At 46.1% G+C, this 16,016-nt stretch carries 18 protein-coding genes; 10 read left to right on the top strand and 8 right to left on the bottom strand.

The annotated features are described in order from the left end of the window. Window positions 1-38 precede the first annotated feature (38 nt). The 3 genes from LZT22_RS04665 to LZT22_RS04675 are packed head-to-tail and all read right to left on the bottom strand — an operon-like array spanning window position 39 to window position 2,447. Window positions 39-1,304 (bottom strand): FAD-dependent oxidoreductase, encoded by a 1,266-nt coding sequence (locus LZT22_RS04665; protein WP_233923906.1) that lies wholly within the window; start codon window positions 1,302-1,304, stop codon window positions 39-41. A gap of 7 nt (window positions 1,305-1,311) precedes the next feature. Next, window positions 1,312-1,767, bottom strand: coding sequence for a VOC family protein (locus tag LZT22_RS04670; protein WP_233923907.1), 456 nt, complete (start codon window positions 1,765-1,767; stop codon window positions 1,312-1,314). Continuing rightward, window positions 1,767-2,447 (bottom strand): TetR/AcrR family transcriptional regulator, encoded by a 681-nt coding sequence (locus tag LZT22_RS04675; protein ID WP_233923908.1) that lies wholly within the window; start codon window positions 2,445-2,447, stop codon window positions 1,767-1,769. The genes LZT22_RS04670 and LZT22_RS04675 overlap by 1 nt, the downstream gene beginning before the upstream one ends. A gap of 110 nt (window positions 2,448-2,557) precedes the next feature. Here LZT22_RS04675 and LZT22_RS04680 point away from each other — a divergent pair, with 110 nt between their 5' ends. The 5 genes from LZT22_RS04680 to LZT22_RS04700 are packed head-to-tail and all read left to right on the top strand — an operon-like array spanning window position 2,558 to window position 7,623. Then, window positions 2,558-3,031, top strand: coding sequence for a CoxG family protein (locus tag LZT22_RS04680; RefSeq protein WP_233923909.1), 474 nt, complete (start codon window positions 2,558-2,560; stop codon window positions 3,029-3,031). Beyond that, entirely contained in the window at window positions 3,028-3,885 is an 858-nt protein-coding gene (locus LZT22_RS12760) for an FAD binding domain-containing protein (protein WP_233923910.1), read from the top strand. Before LZT22_RS04680 ends, LZT22_RS12760 begins: the two co-directional genes overlap by 4 nt. A gap of 41 nt (window positions 3,886-3,926) precedes the next feature. Beyond that, on the top strand, window positions 3,927-4,412 hold the full coding sequence (locus tag LZT22_RS04690) for a (2Fe-2S)-binding protein (protein ID WP_233923911.1): 486 nt from the start codon (window positions 3,927-3,929) through the stop codon (window positions 4,410-4,412). Further along, on the top strand, window positions 4,396-6,792 hold the full coding sequence (locus tag LZT22_RS04695; RefSeq protein ID WP_233923912.1) for a xanthine dehydrogenase family protein molybdopterin-binding subunit: 2,397 nt from the start codon (window positions 4,396-4,398) through the stop codon (window positions 6,790-6,792). Before LZT22_RS04690 ends, LZT22_RS04695 begins: the two co-directional genes overlap by 17 nt. Window positions 6,793-6,846: 54 nt before the next feature. Continuing rightward, complete coding sequence (locus tag LZT22_RS04700) at window positions 6,847-7,623, top strand: 3-hydroxybutyrate dehydrogenase (protein ID WP_233923913.1); 777 nt, start codon at window positions 6,847-6,849, stop codon at window positions 7,621-7,623. A 2-nt stretch (window positions 7,624-7,625) separates the two neighbouring features. Here the strand turns inward: LZT22_RS04700 and LZT22_RS04705 are convergent, their stop codons facing one another. Next, a complete protein-coding gene (locus LZT22_RS04705; protein ID WP_233924083.1) occupies window positions 7,626-8,549 on the bottom strand; it encodes a hydroxymethylglutaryl-CoA lyase in 924 nt (307 codons plus the stop codon). Between the two features lie 154 nt (window positions 8,550-8,703). Here LZT22_RS04705 and LZT22_RS04710 point away from each other — a divergent pair, with 154 nt between their 5' ends. Continuing rightward, complete coding sequence (locus LZT22_RS04710) at window positions 8,704-9,300, top strand: urate hydroxylase PuuD (RefSeq protein ID WP_233923914.1); 597 nt, start codon at window positions 8,704-8,706, stop codon at window positions 9,298-9,300. Window positions 9,301-9,379: 79 nt separating this feature from the next. Here LZT22_RS04710 and LZT22_RS04715 read toward each other — a convergent pair whose 3' ends face one another. Genes LZT22_RS04715 through LZT22_RS04725 form a run of 3 tightly spaced genes read right to left on the bottom strand, consistent with a single transcriptional unit; the run spans window position 9,380 to window position 11,391 of the window. Continuing rightward, window positions 9,380-10,552 (bottom strand): NAD(P)/FAD-dependent oxidoreductase, encoded by a 1,173-nt coding sequence (locus LZT22_RS04715; protein ID WP_233923915.1) that lies wholly within the window; start codon window positions 10,550-10,552, stop codon window positions 9,380-9,382. After that, a complete protein-coding gene (locus LZT22_RS04720) occupies window positions 10,530-10,697 on the bottom strand; it encodes a rubredoxin (RefSeq protein WP_233923916.1) in 168 nt (55 codons plus the stop codon). Before LZT22_RS04720 ends, LZT22_RS04715 begins: the two co-directional genes overlap by 23 nt. Window positions 10,698-10,737: 40 nt before the next feature. Continuing rightward, window positions 10,738-11,391, bottom strand: coding sequence for an FABP family protein (locus LZT22_RS04725; protein WP_233923917.1), 654 nt, complete (start codon window positions 11,389-11,391; stop codon window positions 10,738-10,740). A gap of 58 nt (window positions 11,392-11,449) precedes the next feature. On the opposite strand from LZT22_RS04725, the gene LZT22_RS04730 reads away from it, so the two are divergent. Then, window positions 11,450-11,737: a hypothetical protein gene (locus LZT22_RS04730; protein ID WP_233923918.1), complete on the top strand. Its 288-nt coding sequence runs from the start codon at window positions 11,450-11,452 to the stop codon at window positions 11,735-11,737. Between the two features lie 61 nt (window positions 11,738-11,798). On the opposite strand, the gene LZT22_RS04735 is transcribed toward LZT22_RS04730, so the two are convergent. Continuing rightward, entirely contained in the window at window positions 11,799-12,533 is a 735-nt protein-coding gene (locus LZT22_RS04735; RefSeq protein WP_233923919.1) for an ABC transporter substrate-binding protein, read from the bottom strand. A gap of 220 nt (window positions 12,534-12,753) precedes the next feature. Here LZT22_RS04735 and tcuB point away from each other — a divergent pair, with 220 nt between their 5' ends. The 3 genes from tcuB (at window position 12,754) to LZT22_RS04750 (ending at window position 16,005) form a co-directional block, all read left to right on the top strand. After that, entirely contained in the window at window positions 12,754-13,929 is a 1,176-nt protein-coding gene (gene tcuB, locus LZT22_RS04740) for a tricarballylate utilization 4Fe-4S protein TcuB (RefSeq protein ID WP_233923920.1), read from the top strand. Window positions 13,930-13,996: 67 nt separating this feature from the next. Beyond that, window positions 13,997-15,223, top strand: coding sequence for an aminoacetone oxidase family FAD-binding enzyme (locus LZT22_RS04745; protein WP_233923921.1), 1,227 nt, complete (start codon window positions 13,997-13,999; stop codon window positions 15,221-15,223). A gap of 170 nt (window positions 15,224-15,393) precedes the next feature. Then, a complete protein-coding gene (locus tag LZT22_RS04750; RefSeq protein WP_233923922.1) occupies window positions 15,394-16,005 on the top strand; it encodes a hypothetical protein in 612 nt (203 codons plus the stop codon). Window positions 16,006-16,016 lie beyond the last annotated feature (11 nt).

The following is a 16,016-nucleotide window of genomic DNA, read 5'->3' on the forward strand; positions in this document are numbered from 1 at the left end:
CATAAAAACGTTTTATATTGAAATGAATAACTATTTTTTTAAATCTTAACTGAATGCTGGAATTCTTGTGGTACAGCCTTACCTGCTGCTAATAATTGACTAATATCAACTGCGGTTTCAGACATCACTGTAATAGCATTGCGTTTTACGGCAGTAGCCGATAGTTCTGCTGAATTTCCTTGCTTGCCTTGAGACTGCATATACCGCCCAAGGTACTGCGCCCGCTTTACTACTTGTTGGCCCAGTGTAAGGCGGGAATTTTCATAGGCCAGCAAGGCTTGCGGGGTAGCCCCAAAGCTGGCAATACAGCTGGTGATGACGCGCGCTTCATCCCCGGCTTTGGTAACCCCCATACCGACATGTGGGCGACCAACAAAGGCCGCATCACCCATCAAGGCAACGCGATTAAAAGCAATTTGCTGCGAATAGACGTCATAAATAGCTTGCAAAAAAGGTTGCGGGGTTTTTTCGGTTACTTCGGCAAATTGTGGTGCCAAAATCGCCCGCGCGGTTTCCCGCATATGCGCTATGTGGCGCCAGGCAACTTTAGCCGGAGGAATGCCCAAGGGATAGGTTATGCCATCAGTATCGGTGAGTAATTCAGTAAGCTCACTAGTCGAGTCAGCGGGTCGATACCAGACAAAGTTATAACGGCGCTTACCAGCACGCGTGTCGTTACCTGATCCTGCTACTGGATAACCGAGCATTTGCTCGCCACTCGGTAAGCAAAATCCGAAGTAATTGAAAAGACTTGTACGGGTGTAATTTGATAACACGCTTTCATCGCAAACCCCGCGCCAAGCAATGTAACCAGCATATTCGGGCTGCACCATGGGTGCAAGTTGGGCCCGCACTCCCGAGCGAATTCCATCAGAAGCAATTAAGAGTTCAGCCTGGTATTCACTTTTATCTTCACAAGTAATTTTTACAGCACTAGCGGTTTGACTCAGGCAAATTATTGTTTTGCCTTGTAAATATCGCTCAGGTGGAAATTGATTTTTCAGTAGATGGTAAAGCCTACTCCACGAAGTTAAGACTTGCGGTAAGAGCATCTCGTCGAGACAGTGCCCATCTTCGGCTAAAGTCACCCTTTTATTAACCTGAACGCCGAGTGATTCATTCACTGGCACGCCTGCAATGATGAGTGCTTCTGCCAGCGCATCATGGGTAACAATCCCCGCGCCACGTCCATCTAGCGAGCCTAAGGCCTTTTCTAAAATAACTACATCATGACCTTGGCGAAGTAGCATATTGGCGACAAACAGACCGCCTAGAGAGCCGCCTGCGACGATTATTTTTGCCATTGACGGGTTAGCCTTGCGCATCTAAAGCGGCTTTTTCAGCAGCTGGATAATTCAGTTCAATGACAATACCATTAGGGTCATCAAGAAAAATTTGGTGCAACTTTAAGACAGGCACAGTTCGTTCGCGATAGGGTACTGCCAGGGTTTTTAATTTTTTCAGCATAGCGCCTAAGCCAGCAGCTAAAAAAGCAATATGATCAATGGCCCCTGAGCCTTGTAAAGAGGTAAAGTCACGCTCACCTAAATATTTTTTTAAGCCCTCTGGATCATTTTTATCGATCGCGATAAGGTGCAGAACTGCATTGTTGTAATCATTATCTGCACCGCTATATAGCCACACACCGGGAAAAGGAAAATCAGGGCGCGGGCCTTTTTTTAAATCTAAAACTTGGGAATAAAAAGCCACCGTTTTTTCAATTTCTAAACTACGAATAGAGAAATGATTCAAAATTAATTGCGCCATCATGACCTCGCTGAAGATGTAAATAGATTTTGGGCAGACAAAAGATAGGAATAAATTCGATCCTTAATAATTGCCTCATCGGTCTGTGGCGACGTGGGGCTGTAAATCGCCTGGCCATAGATCCACCGCCGAATACCAATGTAAAAAATACCGCCGTGCAAGCCCATTAGCAACTCGAGTTCACGGTTACTTGGTTTAGCGCGGGTATTACGGTGGCAATATTTTCGTGTTTCACGAATAAGGCGAGGAATTAAGCGCGAGCGTAAGGATTCAAAAAAGCGATCACTAATGGCGTGGTCGCTTAAGCCCGAATAAATGAGAATGCGCACAAAGTCGTAAGTGAGCACACTAGCGGTGTAATCGAGATAGAAGGCATTTAACTTGGCCTCGGGTAGTTGTGTTTTATCATCTAGTAGATCTTCCCACTCGGTTTTCCAACGCCGCTCAAAAACCTCTTGATAGACTTTTTTAATCAGTGCATCTTTGGTGGGAAAGTAATGATATAGAAGGGTGTGGGTAATACCCAGTTCATCTGTAAGGTTACGTAATTGCCCATCCATCCCATAGCGAGCAAAAAATTGGATTGCCCCATCAATAATTTGTTTATGACGATCAACCGTGCTCATCCGTCGCCGCAGGGCAGGTGGCTTATCTAAAACTCCGCTAGTGATGAATTCCATGCCTTTAAGGGTTTATCCTCATTTAGTCTTATTGACCAAAGGTTCAATAATGGTTCATTGTTGACCACTTGGTTGATAAGACTCTATTCGTATAAACCCGAGGAGATTGAATGGAACTCAATGGCGAGCAGTTTATTGCTGCTTCTGTGCCCGTTGTTTGGCGGGGCTTAAATGACATTGCAGTGCTGGGAAAGGCAATTCCGGGTTGTGAATCCATTGAGCGAATTTCGCCTGAAGAAGTTCACGCTAAGGTGATGTTTAAGATTGGCCCCGTGCGTGCTCGGTTCGCTGGCAAGCTGTTGCTTTCTGAAGTAGTTGAAGAAAAATCGTGTGCACTGGCTTTTGAAGGCTCGGGTGGAGCCGCTGGCTTTGCCAAAGGACGCTCGCGCGTTGAATTAAGTAATGCTGAAGGAGGTACCTTAGTGAGCTTTACTACCGAGGCCTCAATTGGCGGTAAGTTAGGGCAAATTGGCGGGCGCTTAATTAGTGCTTCAGCAAAAAAAATTGCAGATGATTTTTTTCAAGCTTTTGCTAAAGAATTAAATCCCCTTGCTAATGAAATTACCGATGGGGGCGTAGCGTGAAAGCAGCAGCGTTTGATTATATTAAGGCGCAATCTGTTCCCGAGGTATTGGCCTTAATGAGCGAGCATGGTGATGATGCCCGTTTAATGGCTGGTGGCCAAACATTATTGGCTACCTTGAATATGCGCTTATCAGAGCCCCAGTTATTGATTGACATTACAGAACTGACTGAACTAAAAGGCATTGAAATAATTGGCGAGCATTTGTGGGTTGGCGCTTTAGTTACGCATACTGAAATTGAAAACGCCGCCCTAGTAAAAAAATATGCGCCGATTTTATGCGCAGCAGCTCCGCATATTGCCCATCGGGCTATTCGTAATTTAGGTACTTGGGGCGGCTCATTAGTGTATGGTGATCCAGCAGCCGAGTGGCCTGCTTGCAGTATTGCCGTGAATGCAACCATGGTAGTGCGAGGCCTGCAGGGCGAGCGCCGCATTCTAGCAAGCGATTTTTTTGTCGATTTATATACCACCGCCTTGGCGCCTGATGAAATCTTAATGGGCACTGAAATTCCGCTGGCAAATGCGAAACAGGTTTTCTCTTTTCAAGAATTAGCGCGACGGCATGGCGATTATGCTGTGGCAGGCTTAGCTGCGGTAGCAAAAAAAACAGGCCAAGTTTTTAGCGACTGCCATTTTGTTTTTTTCTCCGTAGCGACAACGCCGGTAGCTGCGGTGCAAGCGCAAAACCTAGTTAATGGCCAAGCGGTGAACGCCGAATTAATTGCAGCAGCAGTTGCAGCAGCGCGTGCGGAGATTGAAACCATGGAAGATATTACCAATAGCGCCGCAGCCAAAAGTCATTTAGTCGGTGTGCTACTTGAGCGGGCTTTAAAAAAAATGTTAGCTGAGTAAAGATGCGCAGCTTGCACTTGAGCTAATTAAGGAAAAGAAGAATGAATCCAAAAATTCCGATTGAAATGATAGTGAATGGAAATAGGGTCCAGGCTGAAATTGAACCACGCCGTCATTTGGTTGATTTCTTAAGGGAAGATTTAGGCTTAAAGGGCCCCCATTTGGGTTGCGAGCAAGGTGCCTGTGGCGCATGTACGGTTCGGGTCAACGGCCAAATTGTGCGTGGTTGCTTGTATTTAGCAGTGCAAGCCAATGGCAAAGTGGTGGATACCGTAGAGGGCTTAACTGCACAAGGCGCATTAACTGAGTTACAAGACGCTTTTATGCGGCGCAATGCCATGCAATGCGGGTTTTGCTCGTCTGGCATGTTGCTGGCGGCAGCGGAATTGATTGAACAGCAACCACAAGCAACCCGCGCCGAAGTGCGCGAATGGATTTCTGGTAATTACTGTCGTTGTACTGGCTACCATTCGATTGTGGATGCCATTATGGATGTACTGGAGGCGCAGCGTGAACAAACCGAATGATCTGGCGGGATTAGTACTCGATCCTGTTACTGCCGACCAACGCTACATTGGCGAGAGTGAACCACGCCATAGTGCCAAACGCTTATTAGAAGGCCAAGGCACCTATGTTGATGATCTACAGTTTCCGCGCATGGGTCATGTGGTGTATTGGCGTTCACCAGTAGCACATATGCGCATTATTCAAATCCATTCTGCCGCAGCACGCAATCTGCCTGGTGTTTTAGCCGTCGTTGATGGCGTACAAATGGCGACCATTTGCAAACCTTGGGTAGCCACTTTAAGTCATTTAGCAGGGATGAAGTCGGCCCCACAACATGCTTTAGCGATTGAGCGCGCATGCTGGCAAGGCGAGCCCGTAGTAGCAGTGGTCGCAGAGTCTCGTGCGCAAGCCGAAGATGCTTTACAACTGATTGAGGTGGAGTGGGAGGAGTTACCCGCTGTGGTCTCGATGCTGACTGCTTTAGATCCTGAAACACCCTTGATTCATCCTGAGTTAGGCGATAACCTGTGTTTTAGTCGCACACTAGATGTGGGACAGGTCGATGCGCAGTTTGCTACTGCAGAAATTGTGGCTGAAGCTACCTTTGGGTTTGGACGTCATACAGGGGTTACGCTTGAGCCCCGTTGTCAAATTGCGGATTACAACCCCGGCGATGGTCGCTTAACGGTCTACCATTCGCAGCAAGCCCCACACATGATGCAAGATCTCTATTGCCGGCAATTTGGTTTAGCTGAATCGGATGTACATGTCATTTGTAAAGATGTTGGCGGTTCATTTGGGATTAAAGTGCACGCCTATCCCGATGATTTTGCAACAGTTGGTTTGGCTATTTTATTAGGACGCCCGATTAAATTTGTGGCCGACCGTTTAGAGTCATTTACCAGCGATATTCATGCTCGTGAACATCAGGTGAAAGGCCGCATCGCAGTCAATCAGCAGGGCGATATTTTGGCTTTCGAGATTGATGATCTCACGGCGATTGGCCCCTATTCAATGTTCCCGCGCACCAGTGCAATTGAAGGCAATCAAGTGGTTAACTTAGTTGGCGGCCCTTATAAGCACCAGCATTATCGCGCCCAACTGAAGGTGGTGTTTCAAAACAAAACTCCCACGTGTCAATACCGTGGTGTGGGTCATCCCATCGCTTGTGCTGTCACAGAAGGTTTAGTTGACTTGGCCGCAGAAAAATTACAAATGGATCCTTTAGTTTTTCGGCAACGCAATGTGATTCCGGATGACGCGTATCCATGCTCGGGAGCCTCGGGAATTAAATTCGAAATTCTCTCGCATGAACAATGTTTGCGCACCATTGAAAAAATGATGCATTACACCGAATTGCGCCAAGAGCAGGCTGCGCTCCGAAAAAAAGGAATTTATCGCGGCATCGGTTTTGCTGCCTTAATTGAATTAACCAATCCCAGCGCCGCATTTTATGGGGTTGGCGGCGCTCGCATTGCTTCGCAAGATGGCGCTACGGCTAGACTCGATCCATCAGGGGTGGTGAGCATCATGGTGGGTGTTGGTGAACAGGGTCAAGGTACCGAAGGTATATATGCGCAAATTGCTGCTGATGCTGTTGGAGTATCGATTGCAGATGTGCGGATTATTACTGGTGACACTGCCGTCACACCCTATGGGGGTGGCACTTGGGCATCTCGCGGTGCGGGTATTGGTGGTGAAGCAGTATTGTTAGCAGCTCAGGCTTTGCAAGAAAATATTTTACGATTAGCCGGTGCTATTTTGCAGCGCGATACCGCCGAATTGCTGGTGCGGCGTAGTCAAATAATTGATAAAGCCACTGGCCAAGCAGTGCTGCCGTTTTCAGAAATAGGGCGTATTGGTTACTTCCGAACCGATACCTTACCAAATGATTTTAAAGTGGACCTCATGGTGACTCGTCATTATGCGCAACGTGATTATCCCTTTATTTTTACGAATGGTGTACAAGCTTCTTACGTTGAAGTAGATCTCGATACTGGATTTGTTACTTTACTAAAGCATTGGGCAGTTGAAGATTGTGGTCGAGTATTAAATCCAATGTTAGTTGATGAGCAAGTGCGCGGGGCTATTGTGCAAGGAATTGGCGGCGCACTCTATGAGGAGTGTCTTTATGATGACAGTGGCTTGTTGCGTAATGGCAATATGGCTGATTATTTAGTCCCGATGGCCAATGAAATGCCCGATATTGAAGTGGCACATGTCCAAACCCCGACTGCCTCTTCTCAATTAGGCGCTAAAGGTGCGGGTGAAGCGGGCACTGCTGGCGCGCCCGCGGCAGTGATGAATGCCATTAATGATGCCTTAATGCCATTTAAAGTTAAGGTATTTGAGCAGCCCATTACCTCGGAAAAAATTCTGCATGCATTAGGAAAAATATAAGTTTTTTAAGTCCTGTACCATTGCTTATCTTTATATTTAATTGCGAGAATAATGATGTCTTTTTTAAGCGGAAAAATTGCTTTAGTAACTGGCTCAACTAGTGGCATTGGATTAGCTATTGCGAAAGCCTTGGCACAGCAAGGCGTTCACGTCATGATGAATGGTTTTGGTGAAAAAGAAGCTGCGCTTGCCGAGGTTAAGGCTCATGGAGTAGATGTAGATTATCACGGTGCTGATATGAGTAAGCCTAAAGAAATCGAAGACTTGATTCTGACAGTTGAGAAACGTTTTGGTGCGCTTGATATCTTAGTCAATAATGCTGGCATCCAGCATGTCGATAAAATTGAAGATTTTCCGGTGGAAAAGTGGGAAGCGGTGATTGCGATCAACCTTAGTTCAGCGTTTTATGCGAGCCACTATGCTTTACCGGCAATGAAAAAACGCAACTGGGGTCGGATTATTAATATTGCTTCAGTCCACGGCTTAGTAGGCTCAGCAGAAAAGTCAGCTTATGTTGCTGCTAAGCATGGAATCATTGGCCTAACAAAAGTAACTGCCTTAGAAAATGCGCGCACTGGCATTACTTGTAATGCAATTTGCCCGGGCTGGGTGCTCACACCCTTGGTACAAAAGCAGGTTGATGCGCGCGCTGAACGTGAACATATTTCAAATGAAGCCGCCAAAATTGCCTTGGTTTCGGAGAAGCAGCCTTCAGGAGAGTTTGTCAAGCCAGAGCAGCTGGGTGCGCTAGCTATCTTTCTCTGTGGACCAGATGCTTCTGAAGTGAGGGGTGCCGCTTGGAATATGGATGGCGGATGGGTAGCGCAATAAAACTACGGTTGCTGAGGCGCCGAATGAAGTCGATCCACTTTCCCTGCCATCAGTAACTGGCTAGGCAGTTTTCGTCCAATCAAGGTTTGCAAATCATTCGAGCATTCCAACAGAAGATCTAAATTCATATTGGTATCGTAGCCCATTAAATCAAACATATGCACTAATTCTTCGGTGCAAATATTGCCAGTTGCACCTGGTGCGTAAGGACAACCGCCCAAGCCACCGAGGGAGGAATCAAAGCGCACAATGCCGGCCTCTACTGCTGCCAAGGCATTAGCCAGCCCCATGCCGCGGGTATTGTGAAAGTGTAAGGTCCACTGGATATGCGGATATTTATCTTGGACCGCGTAGCAAACGGCTTTGACTTGCGCCGGATTCGCCATCCCAGTGGTATCGCATATCGTTAGGCCGCGTACCCCTAAGTTCGCGAAGTAATCTACCCAATGCATCAGGTCTTTAAGGCTGATTGCGCCAGCAATAGGGCAACCAAAGCTAGTGGATAAAGAAACGTTACTCGCAATACCTGCTTGATTAGCAAATGCAATGACCGCATGTAGGGCTGCAGCCGAATCGCTACGGCTCATGCGCAAATTGGCTTGGTTATGCGCTTCGCTTGCGGACATTACTAAATTAAACTCATCAACATGAACGGCCCCAGCTCTTTGGGCGCCTTTTAAATTTGGAATGAGGGCGGTGTACTCAATTCCTGGATTACGTTTGATGCCTTGCATCACTTGTTCGGCATCTGCCAACATCGGAATCGCTTTGGGGCTAGTAAATGAGGTCACTTCAATTTTCGCGTAACCGGCATTACTGAGGCGATTAATAAGCTGGATTTTTTCAGCCGTTGGCACAAACTGAGACTCAGCTTGAAAGCCATCACGCGTCACAACTTCCTGGATAAAAAGGCGTTTAGGAGTCATTTTCAAGAGGAACAATGAAGGTTAGAAAGGTCTAAGTATCTATTTTAATTAAGAATAGCGGATTTCTGTAGTTTTCGTGCCGCGGAAGATATTCTCTGAATCGTTTATAGTTACTGCGAATCAAACCGATTGTTTATAAACAGGAGAATTTTAGATGGCTTCAATTCTGACTTCATTAGGGCGTACGGTATTAGCCGGCTTCATCCTTTTGCTGATTATCATTTTTGCATTAGGCGGCTTTGCTGGTAATAGCTGGACCTTGTTTACTTTTCGATGGTTGCATGTCACTTCAGGGGTCATGTGGATTGGCTTGCTGTGGTACTTTAATTTTGTCCAAATTCCGTCGATGCCTAAAATTCCGGATGAGCAAAAGCCCGCAATTAGCAAAGTCATTGCTCCAGTCGCTTTATTTTGGTTTCGCTGGGCTGCTTTAGCAACGGTGGTAACAGGCTTATTAGTCGCGTTGATTAGTGGTTACGCTCATCAAGCATTTACCTTGCAACCTGCTTTCCGTGCAATTGGTTTAGGTATGTGGATTGCCTTAATTATGGCCTTTAATGTTTGGTTCATCATTTGGCCCAATCAAAAACGGGCACTGGGCATTGTGACCGTTGAACCTGATGTCAAGGCAAAATCGGCACGCGTTGCGATGTTAACTTCACGTATTAATACCGTACTATCAATTCCAATGTTATTTTTGATGAGTGCGCAGTCACATAACCAAGGTTGGTTTATCGCCATCATTTCCTAAGTTTTAAGTCTTTAAAGATTTAATTGCTAAAAAACCCACCGCAGCAATCTGTCGGTGGGTTTTTTTATTGCTTGGCTCACTAAATTAAAACGGGTGGGAGTAATTTAGCTAAGGCGGCACGCTCGGTAGTTGCTGTACCAACTAAGGCAAAGCCCAGTAGCTTACCAGTGGCACTTTTAAAGCACGCCTTCATACCACCTTCTTGAGCAGTTGATTCCCACATACCCACCGCATCTTTAGCAGGTGGAGAGACCACGATTGGCATAGCCGGTGTTTTTACCATCACTGGCATTGCGGGGTATAGCACGGTTACCTCTTCGCCGAGTAAGTTTGGGGCTAAGGCCCGTGCAGCTTGCATGAGAGGCATGACATACGGCAGAACTAAACCATCAACTTCGGCGCAATCACCCAGCGCATAAACTTGAGGTGCAGAGGTTTCGAGCCGACGATTAACCTGAATGCCCTGGTTAGTGTTGAGGCCAGCTAACTTTGCCAAAGTCGTACGGGGCCGCAAACCAACCGCCGATAGCACTACATCACTCACTAGTTGAACCCCATTTTTTAGTTGAATCAGCAGGGCATCTTGATGATGGGTAATGGTTTCAATCGTTGTTTCAAAATGCCAGCTTACGCCAGCATTGGCTAGCTCTCTTTTTAGCTCGGCAGCAGCACTGGGCGGTAGCAGGCGCCCCAGCGGTTGGTTAGCTAAATCAATTACATCTACGGTGTATCCTCCAGCAATTAAATCATTAGCAAATTCAGTACCAATTAAACCCGCGCCTAAAATTGCAATGCGTTTTTTATTGGTAATGCGCTCACGGAAAGAGCGGTATTCTTCTAAGTCATTCACTGAGATAACTTGATCTGCAGCATCACCCTGCAAGGGCAAACGAATTTGATCGGCACCTAAAGCTAAAACTAATTTTGTGTAGCTAATATTGCCCTGAGCACTGGTAATAATTTGGTTTTTGATGTCGATTGCGGTGACTTCAGTTTGCGCCAAAATAGTGATGCCTAATTGCGCTGCCATGTCCTCGCGTGAGCCAGTAATTAATTGCATGGGCTCTTTTCTCCCGGCAATAGCAGTCGAGAGCATCGGCTTCGAATAAAAGTAAGCCGGCTCACGGGTAATTAGGGTGACGGGTATTTCTTGATTTAATTTGCGAATTTCCCGAATGACGGTGTAACCCGCTAAACCACTTCCAATGATGACTATCGGTGCCTCAAGCTTAACCAATTTGGACCATTTCAAAATCGGATTTTGCCACGCCACAATCGGGGCATGCCCAGCTATCGGGTACATCAGCCCAAACAGTACCAGGGGGAAGCCCATCTTCGGGCAAGCCTAAGGCTTCATCATAAATAAAGCCACAAACGATACATTGCCACATTTTCATAGTAAAACCTTTCAAGATTTAATGGTTAAACGCAGCAGCTTTAAGCCGCTTGAGGAGAATATAAATGCGCTGCTAAACCATTGGGGGTGGGCTCACCAATTTTATGCAAGGTATTAACATCGGTATGGTGAAATGGTTCAGTTTGACCTTTAATTATGAGAATGGTATCGAGTTGATATGACCACGTGCCATCAGCATTAAAACTAACTTCAATATGGTACTCAGTGGTTCTAAAGGCATATTCAAGAAACGGATTAGACGAAATACCTGAAGTAGGATCATTTTGATAGGCGCTTAATTTAAATTGATCTACCTGAGGGTCTACGGTATTCGAGGCCATGGCAATTTGACCGCGCGGGATTGTCAAGGTTTGCATCACTAACTGGGTTTTGGGATCCCACAACCAGTACCCAACTTGATCGTGATACATCTTGATATTGTCGGGCTTGGTAATAAAGGTGTGATAACGCAAACCATATAGCAGTTGGGGGCCATTGGTTTGAGGGTCGATAGGCTGTAGTTCGATATGCTCTACATAAGCTTGTTGCTTAGGGCCCGCTGCTTTGGGTTTTACATCCAGCCCCTTAGTGCCCTCCCATATTCCAGCAAGGCGGGTAAGCGGGCCGAGGTTTTTCAGCGTATCTACACTAACGTCGCTAGGCTCGGTATAAATATCGGAGGGAAACTGTGCCATGACGATTCTTTCAAAGAGTATGATGATTCTACGAATTGTATTTGATGAGGAGATTTAAATGGTTCAACGTATATCCCAAGTAGTGCTTTCAGGCTTTATCGCAGCTGCAGTAGCTATGCCTTCAGCAACTGTCTTTGCTCAGGCCGCTGCGCCAGCAGCGCCGGTTGCTCCTGCTGCAGCGCCCGCCCCAAGTGCTGCGCCGATGGCTAGCCCGAATACGCCTTCCGCTGCTGCGCCAGAAAAAAGTGCCAAGCAAGCGAAGAAAGATAAAAAAGCCAAGAAAAAGGCTGACAAGAAAGCTAAGAAAAAAACCCCAAAGGCTAGCCAGTCGAATTCTGCTACGTAATCTACGCGATAGTTGTTCACAAGGCTTTTAGTAATTAGCAACTGACTTCATCGTGCAAGGATTACTCGGCTACGCGAGCGCCTTCAATCTGATGGCGTTTCATAGCCTCAGCAACAAAGCCCGATGATTTCAGATTAGTAATGATGGCGCTTAAATAGCTCGTAATTTCTGCGCTATTGGCGCGTTCTTTTGGGGTGCCAATGGCCTGATTGATGACCATGAAGCGACCTGGCAATAAACGGACATTGGTATAGCGCTTCGCGTCAACCTCGAGTTGCTGCTTCACGCCGGCGGCAACATTCCCTTTACCACTCATAAATTCTGCGACCACTGCAGGTGAGCTTGCTACTCGTATGAGGCTCGCTTGTTTTATTTCACGCGTAAGAAAGAGATCATAGGCGCTGCCTTTGCCAACCACAATTTCATTTCCAGGCCGGTCGACCTCATCGTTTTTTTGGAATGGGGAATTGCTCTTCACTAAATAAGCCCCTTCGATTTGAATATAGGGAGGGGTATAGCTAATATCAGCACCGCGCACGGGATCGATCGCAACAAAAATGAGATCAAGGCTACCATTTTTCATCGCTTCAACAGTAGCGCCTGCACTTTTAAATAACTGAAAATCAATCCCTACACCCGCCTGTTTGCCAATCGCATTCGCAATATCAACCGATACGCCTTTTGGCGCCCCTGTGCCAAGCTCTTGGGAGGCTAAAACAGGGTTGCCTAAATTGATGCCAACCCGTAATTTACCCGTGGGTGCAAAGGTTTGAATGAGGGTAGGAGAAAGTGGCATATTGGTAGGAGGGTTAGTTTGACTAATGGCGGCAGTATAAAAAAAGCCGATTACGCAAAAACAGCACAATCGCAGCACTTGCTGCAGCAATGCTGAGTGCCAAGCCAGAGGCCTAAGAAATTTCATTTTATCCAATCGTGTCTGCATCGGTCAAAATTCATGATAGTGGATATCATATGGACTTGATAATTGGTATTTCACCTGAGGAACTAGTAGACGGATGCGGCAACTGAATTTATTAGTGGCAGAAGCTCAAGCTTTAGGCGCAAATGCTGCCGAAATAGCAATCGATCCAGCAGTGGGCGAGGTTGCACGTATTCTACAAATTTGTAATGCCTGCCGTTATTGTGAGGGGTTTTGTGCGGTCTTCCCAGCGATGACGCGGCGCCTCACATTTAGCCCGAGTGATATTCATTATTTAGCCAACTTATGCCATAACTGTGGCGCCTGTTTACATGCTTGCCAATATGCACCACCCCATGAGTTTGGCGTCAATGTGCCGCAGTCTATGGCCGTAGTGAGAAAGGAAACTTATATTGAATATGCTTGGCCACGAGCACTTGGGGCCCTATATCGTAAAAACGGTATTACTTTAGTCCTGGCAAGCTCGCTTGCACTCATTTTTTTCTTGATATTAACGCTAGCATTAAATGGTAGTTTAATGAGCCCCAGTGTAAATGGAAACTTTTACGCTGTCTTTTCGCACAATACGCTAGCTTATCTATTTAGCGCCACCTTCTTATTCGCCGTGCTTGCTTTAGGTATTGGGGTAAGGGATTTCTGGCAGAATATTTCTTCTGGTGGGATGGACGCGGCCAGCTTAGTGGCAAGCGCAGAAGCGGCGCATGATGCCCTTACCTTAAAGTACCTTGGCGGTGGCCATGGCGAAGGCTGCAATAATGCGGACGATGGTTTTTCCTTATGGCGTAAACGTTTTCATCATTACACCTTTTATGGTTTTGGTTTATGCTTTGCTGCCACTAGTGTGGCTACGCTATACCACTATGTATTTGGCTGGCAGGCACCCTATGCAATTTTGAGTCTGCCAGTTATTTTAGGAACGGTAGGCGGAGTAGGTTTAGTCATCGGCCCGCTAGGTTTGTTGTATTTAAATTTCACCCGCGCAGAGCAACATGGCGATGCATCACAAAAGCCAATGGATCGCGGCTTTATTTTGCTATTGTTGCTCATTAGTATTTCTGGATTACTATTGTTAGCGTATCGCGAGACTGCGGCCATGGCAATTTTATTAGCAGTACATCTCGGCTTTGTCATGGCATTTTTTCTCACCATGCCCTATAGCAAATTTGCCCATGGAGTTTATCGGGTAGCTGCCTTGTTGAAAAATTCTATTGAAAAACGTCAAGCTAATAATTTGATGTTAGGTTCCGAATGAGTAATCTCATTTCTTATATCCGCGCGGTCCGCGTTTTGACTTTGCCGAGGTTGCTGAGATTTTATAAGTGAGCACACCAGCAATCTGGGACGCAATTATTATTGGCGGTGGCGCTGCAGGACTATTTTGTGCTGGCCTAGCAGGTCAACGTGGTAAAAAAATTCTGGTGTTGGATCATGCTGAAGTATTGGGTGAAAAAATCCGTATTAGTGGTGGTGGACGCTGTAATTTTACGAATACCGATTCCAGTCCACAACAATTTTTATCTCTTAATCCGCATTTTATGAAAAGTGCTCTAGCGCGTTATCCCGCTAGGGCATTTATTGATTTAGTAAGAGCTTATGGGATTAGTTTTCACGAAAAACATGCAGGACAATTATTTTGTAATAACTCGGCCAAAGAAATAATAGACTTACTTTTTCAGGAATGCGCTAAAGGCCAAGTACAAATTCGGCATCCAGTAAGCGTTAGTGCGATTGATTCGACATCATCACACTGGGCAGTAATGACTGCACAGGGCATCCACAACACCCATGCAGTAGTTCTTGCTACCGGTGGCTTACCCGTTCCCGCAATAGGTGCCAGCAGTTTTGCTTTAGATCTTGCTAGGCAATTTAATATTGACGTGATTACACCACGTGCGGCATTAGTGCCACTGTCGTTTACAGCAAAGGCATTTGCTCAACTCGATTCTTTAGCAGGCATCAGCTTGCCAGTAGCTATTCGCTCAGGGATAAAAGGACAGCAGTATGGAGCCAGCGTATTTCACGAGGATTTATTATTAACCCATAAGGGTCTTTCGGGCCCTGGTGTATTGCAGGCAAGTAGTTATTGGGAAGAGGGCGAGCCAATTGAAATTGATTGGCTGAGTAATAAAGCGGGTATGCCTGGCGCAACATTATTTGATGAAATTTTTTCTGCCAACGTAAACCGTCTTAAAACTACTGAATATATTTTGGCGAGTGTGATGCCCCTGCGATTAGCAAAAATGTTTGCTGAGCAAGCGGGTTTATTGAGCAAGAAATGGGCTGAAGTTGGCAAGATTGAGCAGCAGGCATTAAAAGCCAGTCTCACCCAATGGCGGGTTAAGCCGGCTGGTACCTTAGGCTGGAATAAGGCTGAAGTGATGCGTGGCGGGGTAAATACCGACGCTTTAAATGGCCAGACCATGATGGCGCGGAATCATCCTGGCCTCTACTTTATTGGTGAATGCGTTGATGTGACAGGGCATTTAGGGGGCCATAATTTCCAATGGGCCTGGTCCAGCGCCTATGTTTGTGCTTATTCCCTTTAGGGCGCATGCGCTAGATTATTAGAGAATTTATTGCATTGCAATAAATTAAGCTTAAATAGCCATAGAAACAGGTTAGAATGCTGACAGATTAATGGCGTATTCCCAGCTGGCTAGTTGCCCGCTTTACGTTTTGCGGCATTAACTTTCTTTTATTTCTTTTAGGGGTTATCTTGAAAAAATCATTACTATTTGCAGCAATGCTTGCAACCGTTACTGCAACTGCAATTGCTCAACCAGCTAAACCAGCTAAACCAGCCATGATGCCAATCGAAGCTGGTGTAGTTGTTATTACTGCCACGGTTGATTCAGTGGATATGAAAGCACGCACCGTCATGTTTAAAGACGACAAAGGCAATATGGTAGGAATGCGCGTTTCTAAAGACGTTAATAACTTAGGCAAAGTTAAAAAGGGCGATATTTTTGTAGTTGAGCATGCTGAAGCTGTTGCCGTAGGCTTAACAGCAGCAGGTAAAGATGCAAAACCTGGCGTTTCAGGCGTTCGCTCTGTACAAATTGCCGGTAAAGGTGGTGCTAAGCCATTTACCGATATTACCGACACCGTTTTTGCAACTGTCAAAATTACTGCAATTGATGCCGCTTCACGCGTTGTCACCTTCACCCTGCCAAGCGGTGAGAAGCAAAAAGTAAAAGTGGACAAAGCTGTACTTGGTCTTGAGAAATTTAAAGTTGGTGATGATGTGATGGTTGAGTATGCTGATGAAACAGTCATTACTTTTGTTACACCTCCAGCAGCTCCAGCAGCAGCACCTGCAAAGAAGTAAACTAGCTTGCG

The organism is Polynucleobacter sp. IMCC 29146, assembly GCF_021395195.1.
In the GTDB taxonomy this organism is placed as follows: domain Bacteria; phylum Pseudomonadota; class Gammaproteobacteria; order Burkholderiales; family Burkholderiaceae; genus Polynucleobacter.

Coding starts and splice junctions, on each gene's coding strand:
- LZT22_RS04665 (WP_233923906.1), bottom strand. CDS start 1,304: ATGGCAAAAATAATCGTCGCAGGCGGCTCTCTAGGCGGTCTGTTTGTC.
- LZT22_RS04720 (WP_233923916.1), bottom strand. CDS start 10,697: ATGAAAATGTGGCAATGTATCGTTTGTGGCTTTATTTATGATGAAGCC.
- LZT22_RS04725 (WP_233923917.1), bottom strand. CDS start 11,391: ATGGCACAGTTTCCCTCCGATATTTATACCGAGCCTAGCGACGTTAGT.
- LZT22_RS04705 (WP_233924083.1), bottom strand. CDS start 8,549: ATGACTCCTAAACGCCTTTTTATCCAGGAAGTTGTGACGCGTGATGGC.
- LZT22_RS04730 (WP_233923918.1), top strand. CDS start 11,450: ATGGTTCAACGTATATCCCAAGTAGTGCTTTCAGGCTTTATCGCAGCT.
- LZT22_RS04670 (WP_233923907.1), bottom strand. CDS start 1,767: ATGGCGCAATTAATTTTGAATCATTTCTCTATTCGTAGTTTAGAAATT.
- LZT22_RS04680 (WP_233923909.1), top strand. CDS start 2,558: ATGGAACTCAATGGCGAGCAGTTTATTGCTGCTTCTGTGCCCGTTGTT.
- tcuB (WP_233923920.1), top strand. CDS start 12,754: ATGCGGCAACTGAATTTATTAGTGGCAGAAGCTCAAGCTTTAGGCGCA.
- LZT22_RS04700 (WP_233923913.1), top strand. CDS start 6,847: ATGTCTTTTTTAAGCGGAAAAATTGCTTTAGTAACTGGCTCAACTAGT.
- LZT22_RS04710 (WP_233923914.1), top strand. CDS start 8,704: ATGGCTTCAATTCTGACTTCATTAGGGCGTACGGTATTAGCCGGCTTC.
- LZT22_RS04735 (WP_233923919.1), bottom strand. CDS start 12,533: ATGCCACTTTCTCCTACCCTCATTCAAACCTTTGCACCCACGGGTAAA.
- LZT22_RS04690 (WP_233923911.1), top strand. CDS start 3,927: ATGAATCCAAAAATTCCGATTGAAATGATAGTGAATGGAAATAGGGTC.
- LZT22_RS04675 (WP_233923908.1), bottom strand. CDS start 2,447: ATGGAATTCATCACTAGCGGAGTTTTAGATAAGCCACCTGCCCTGCGG.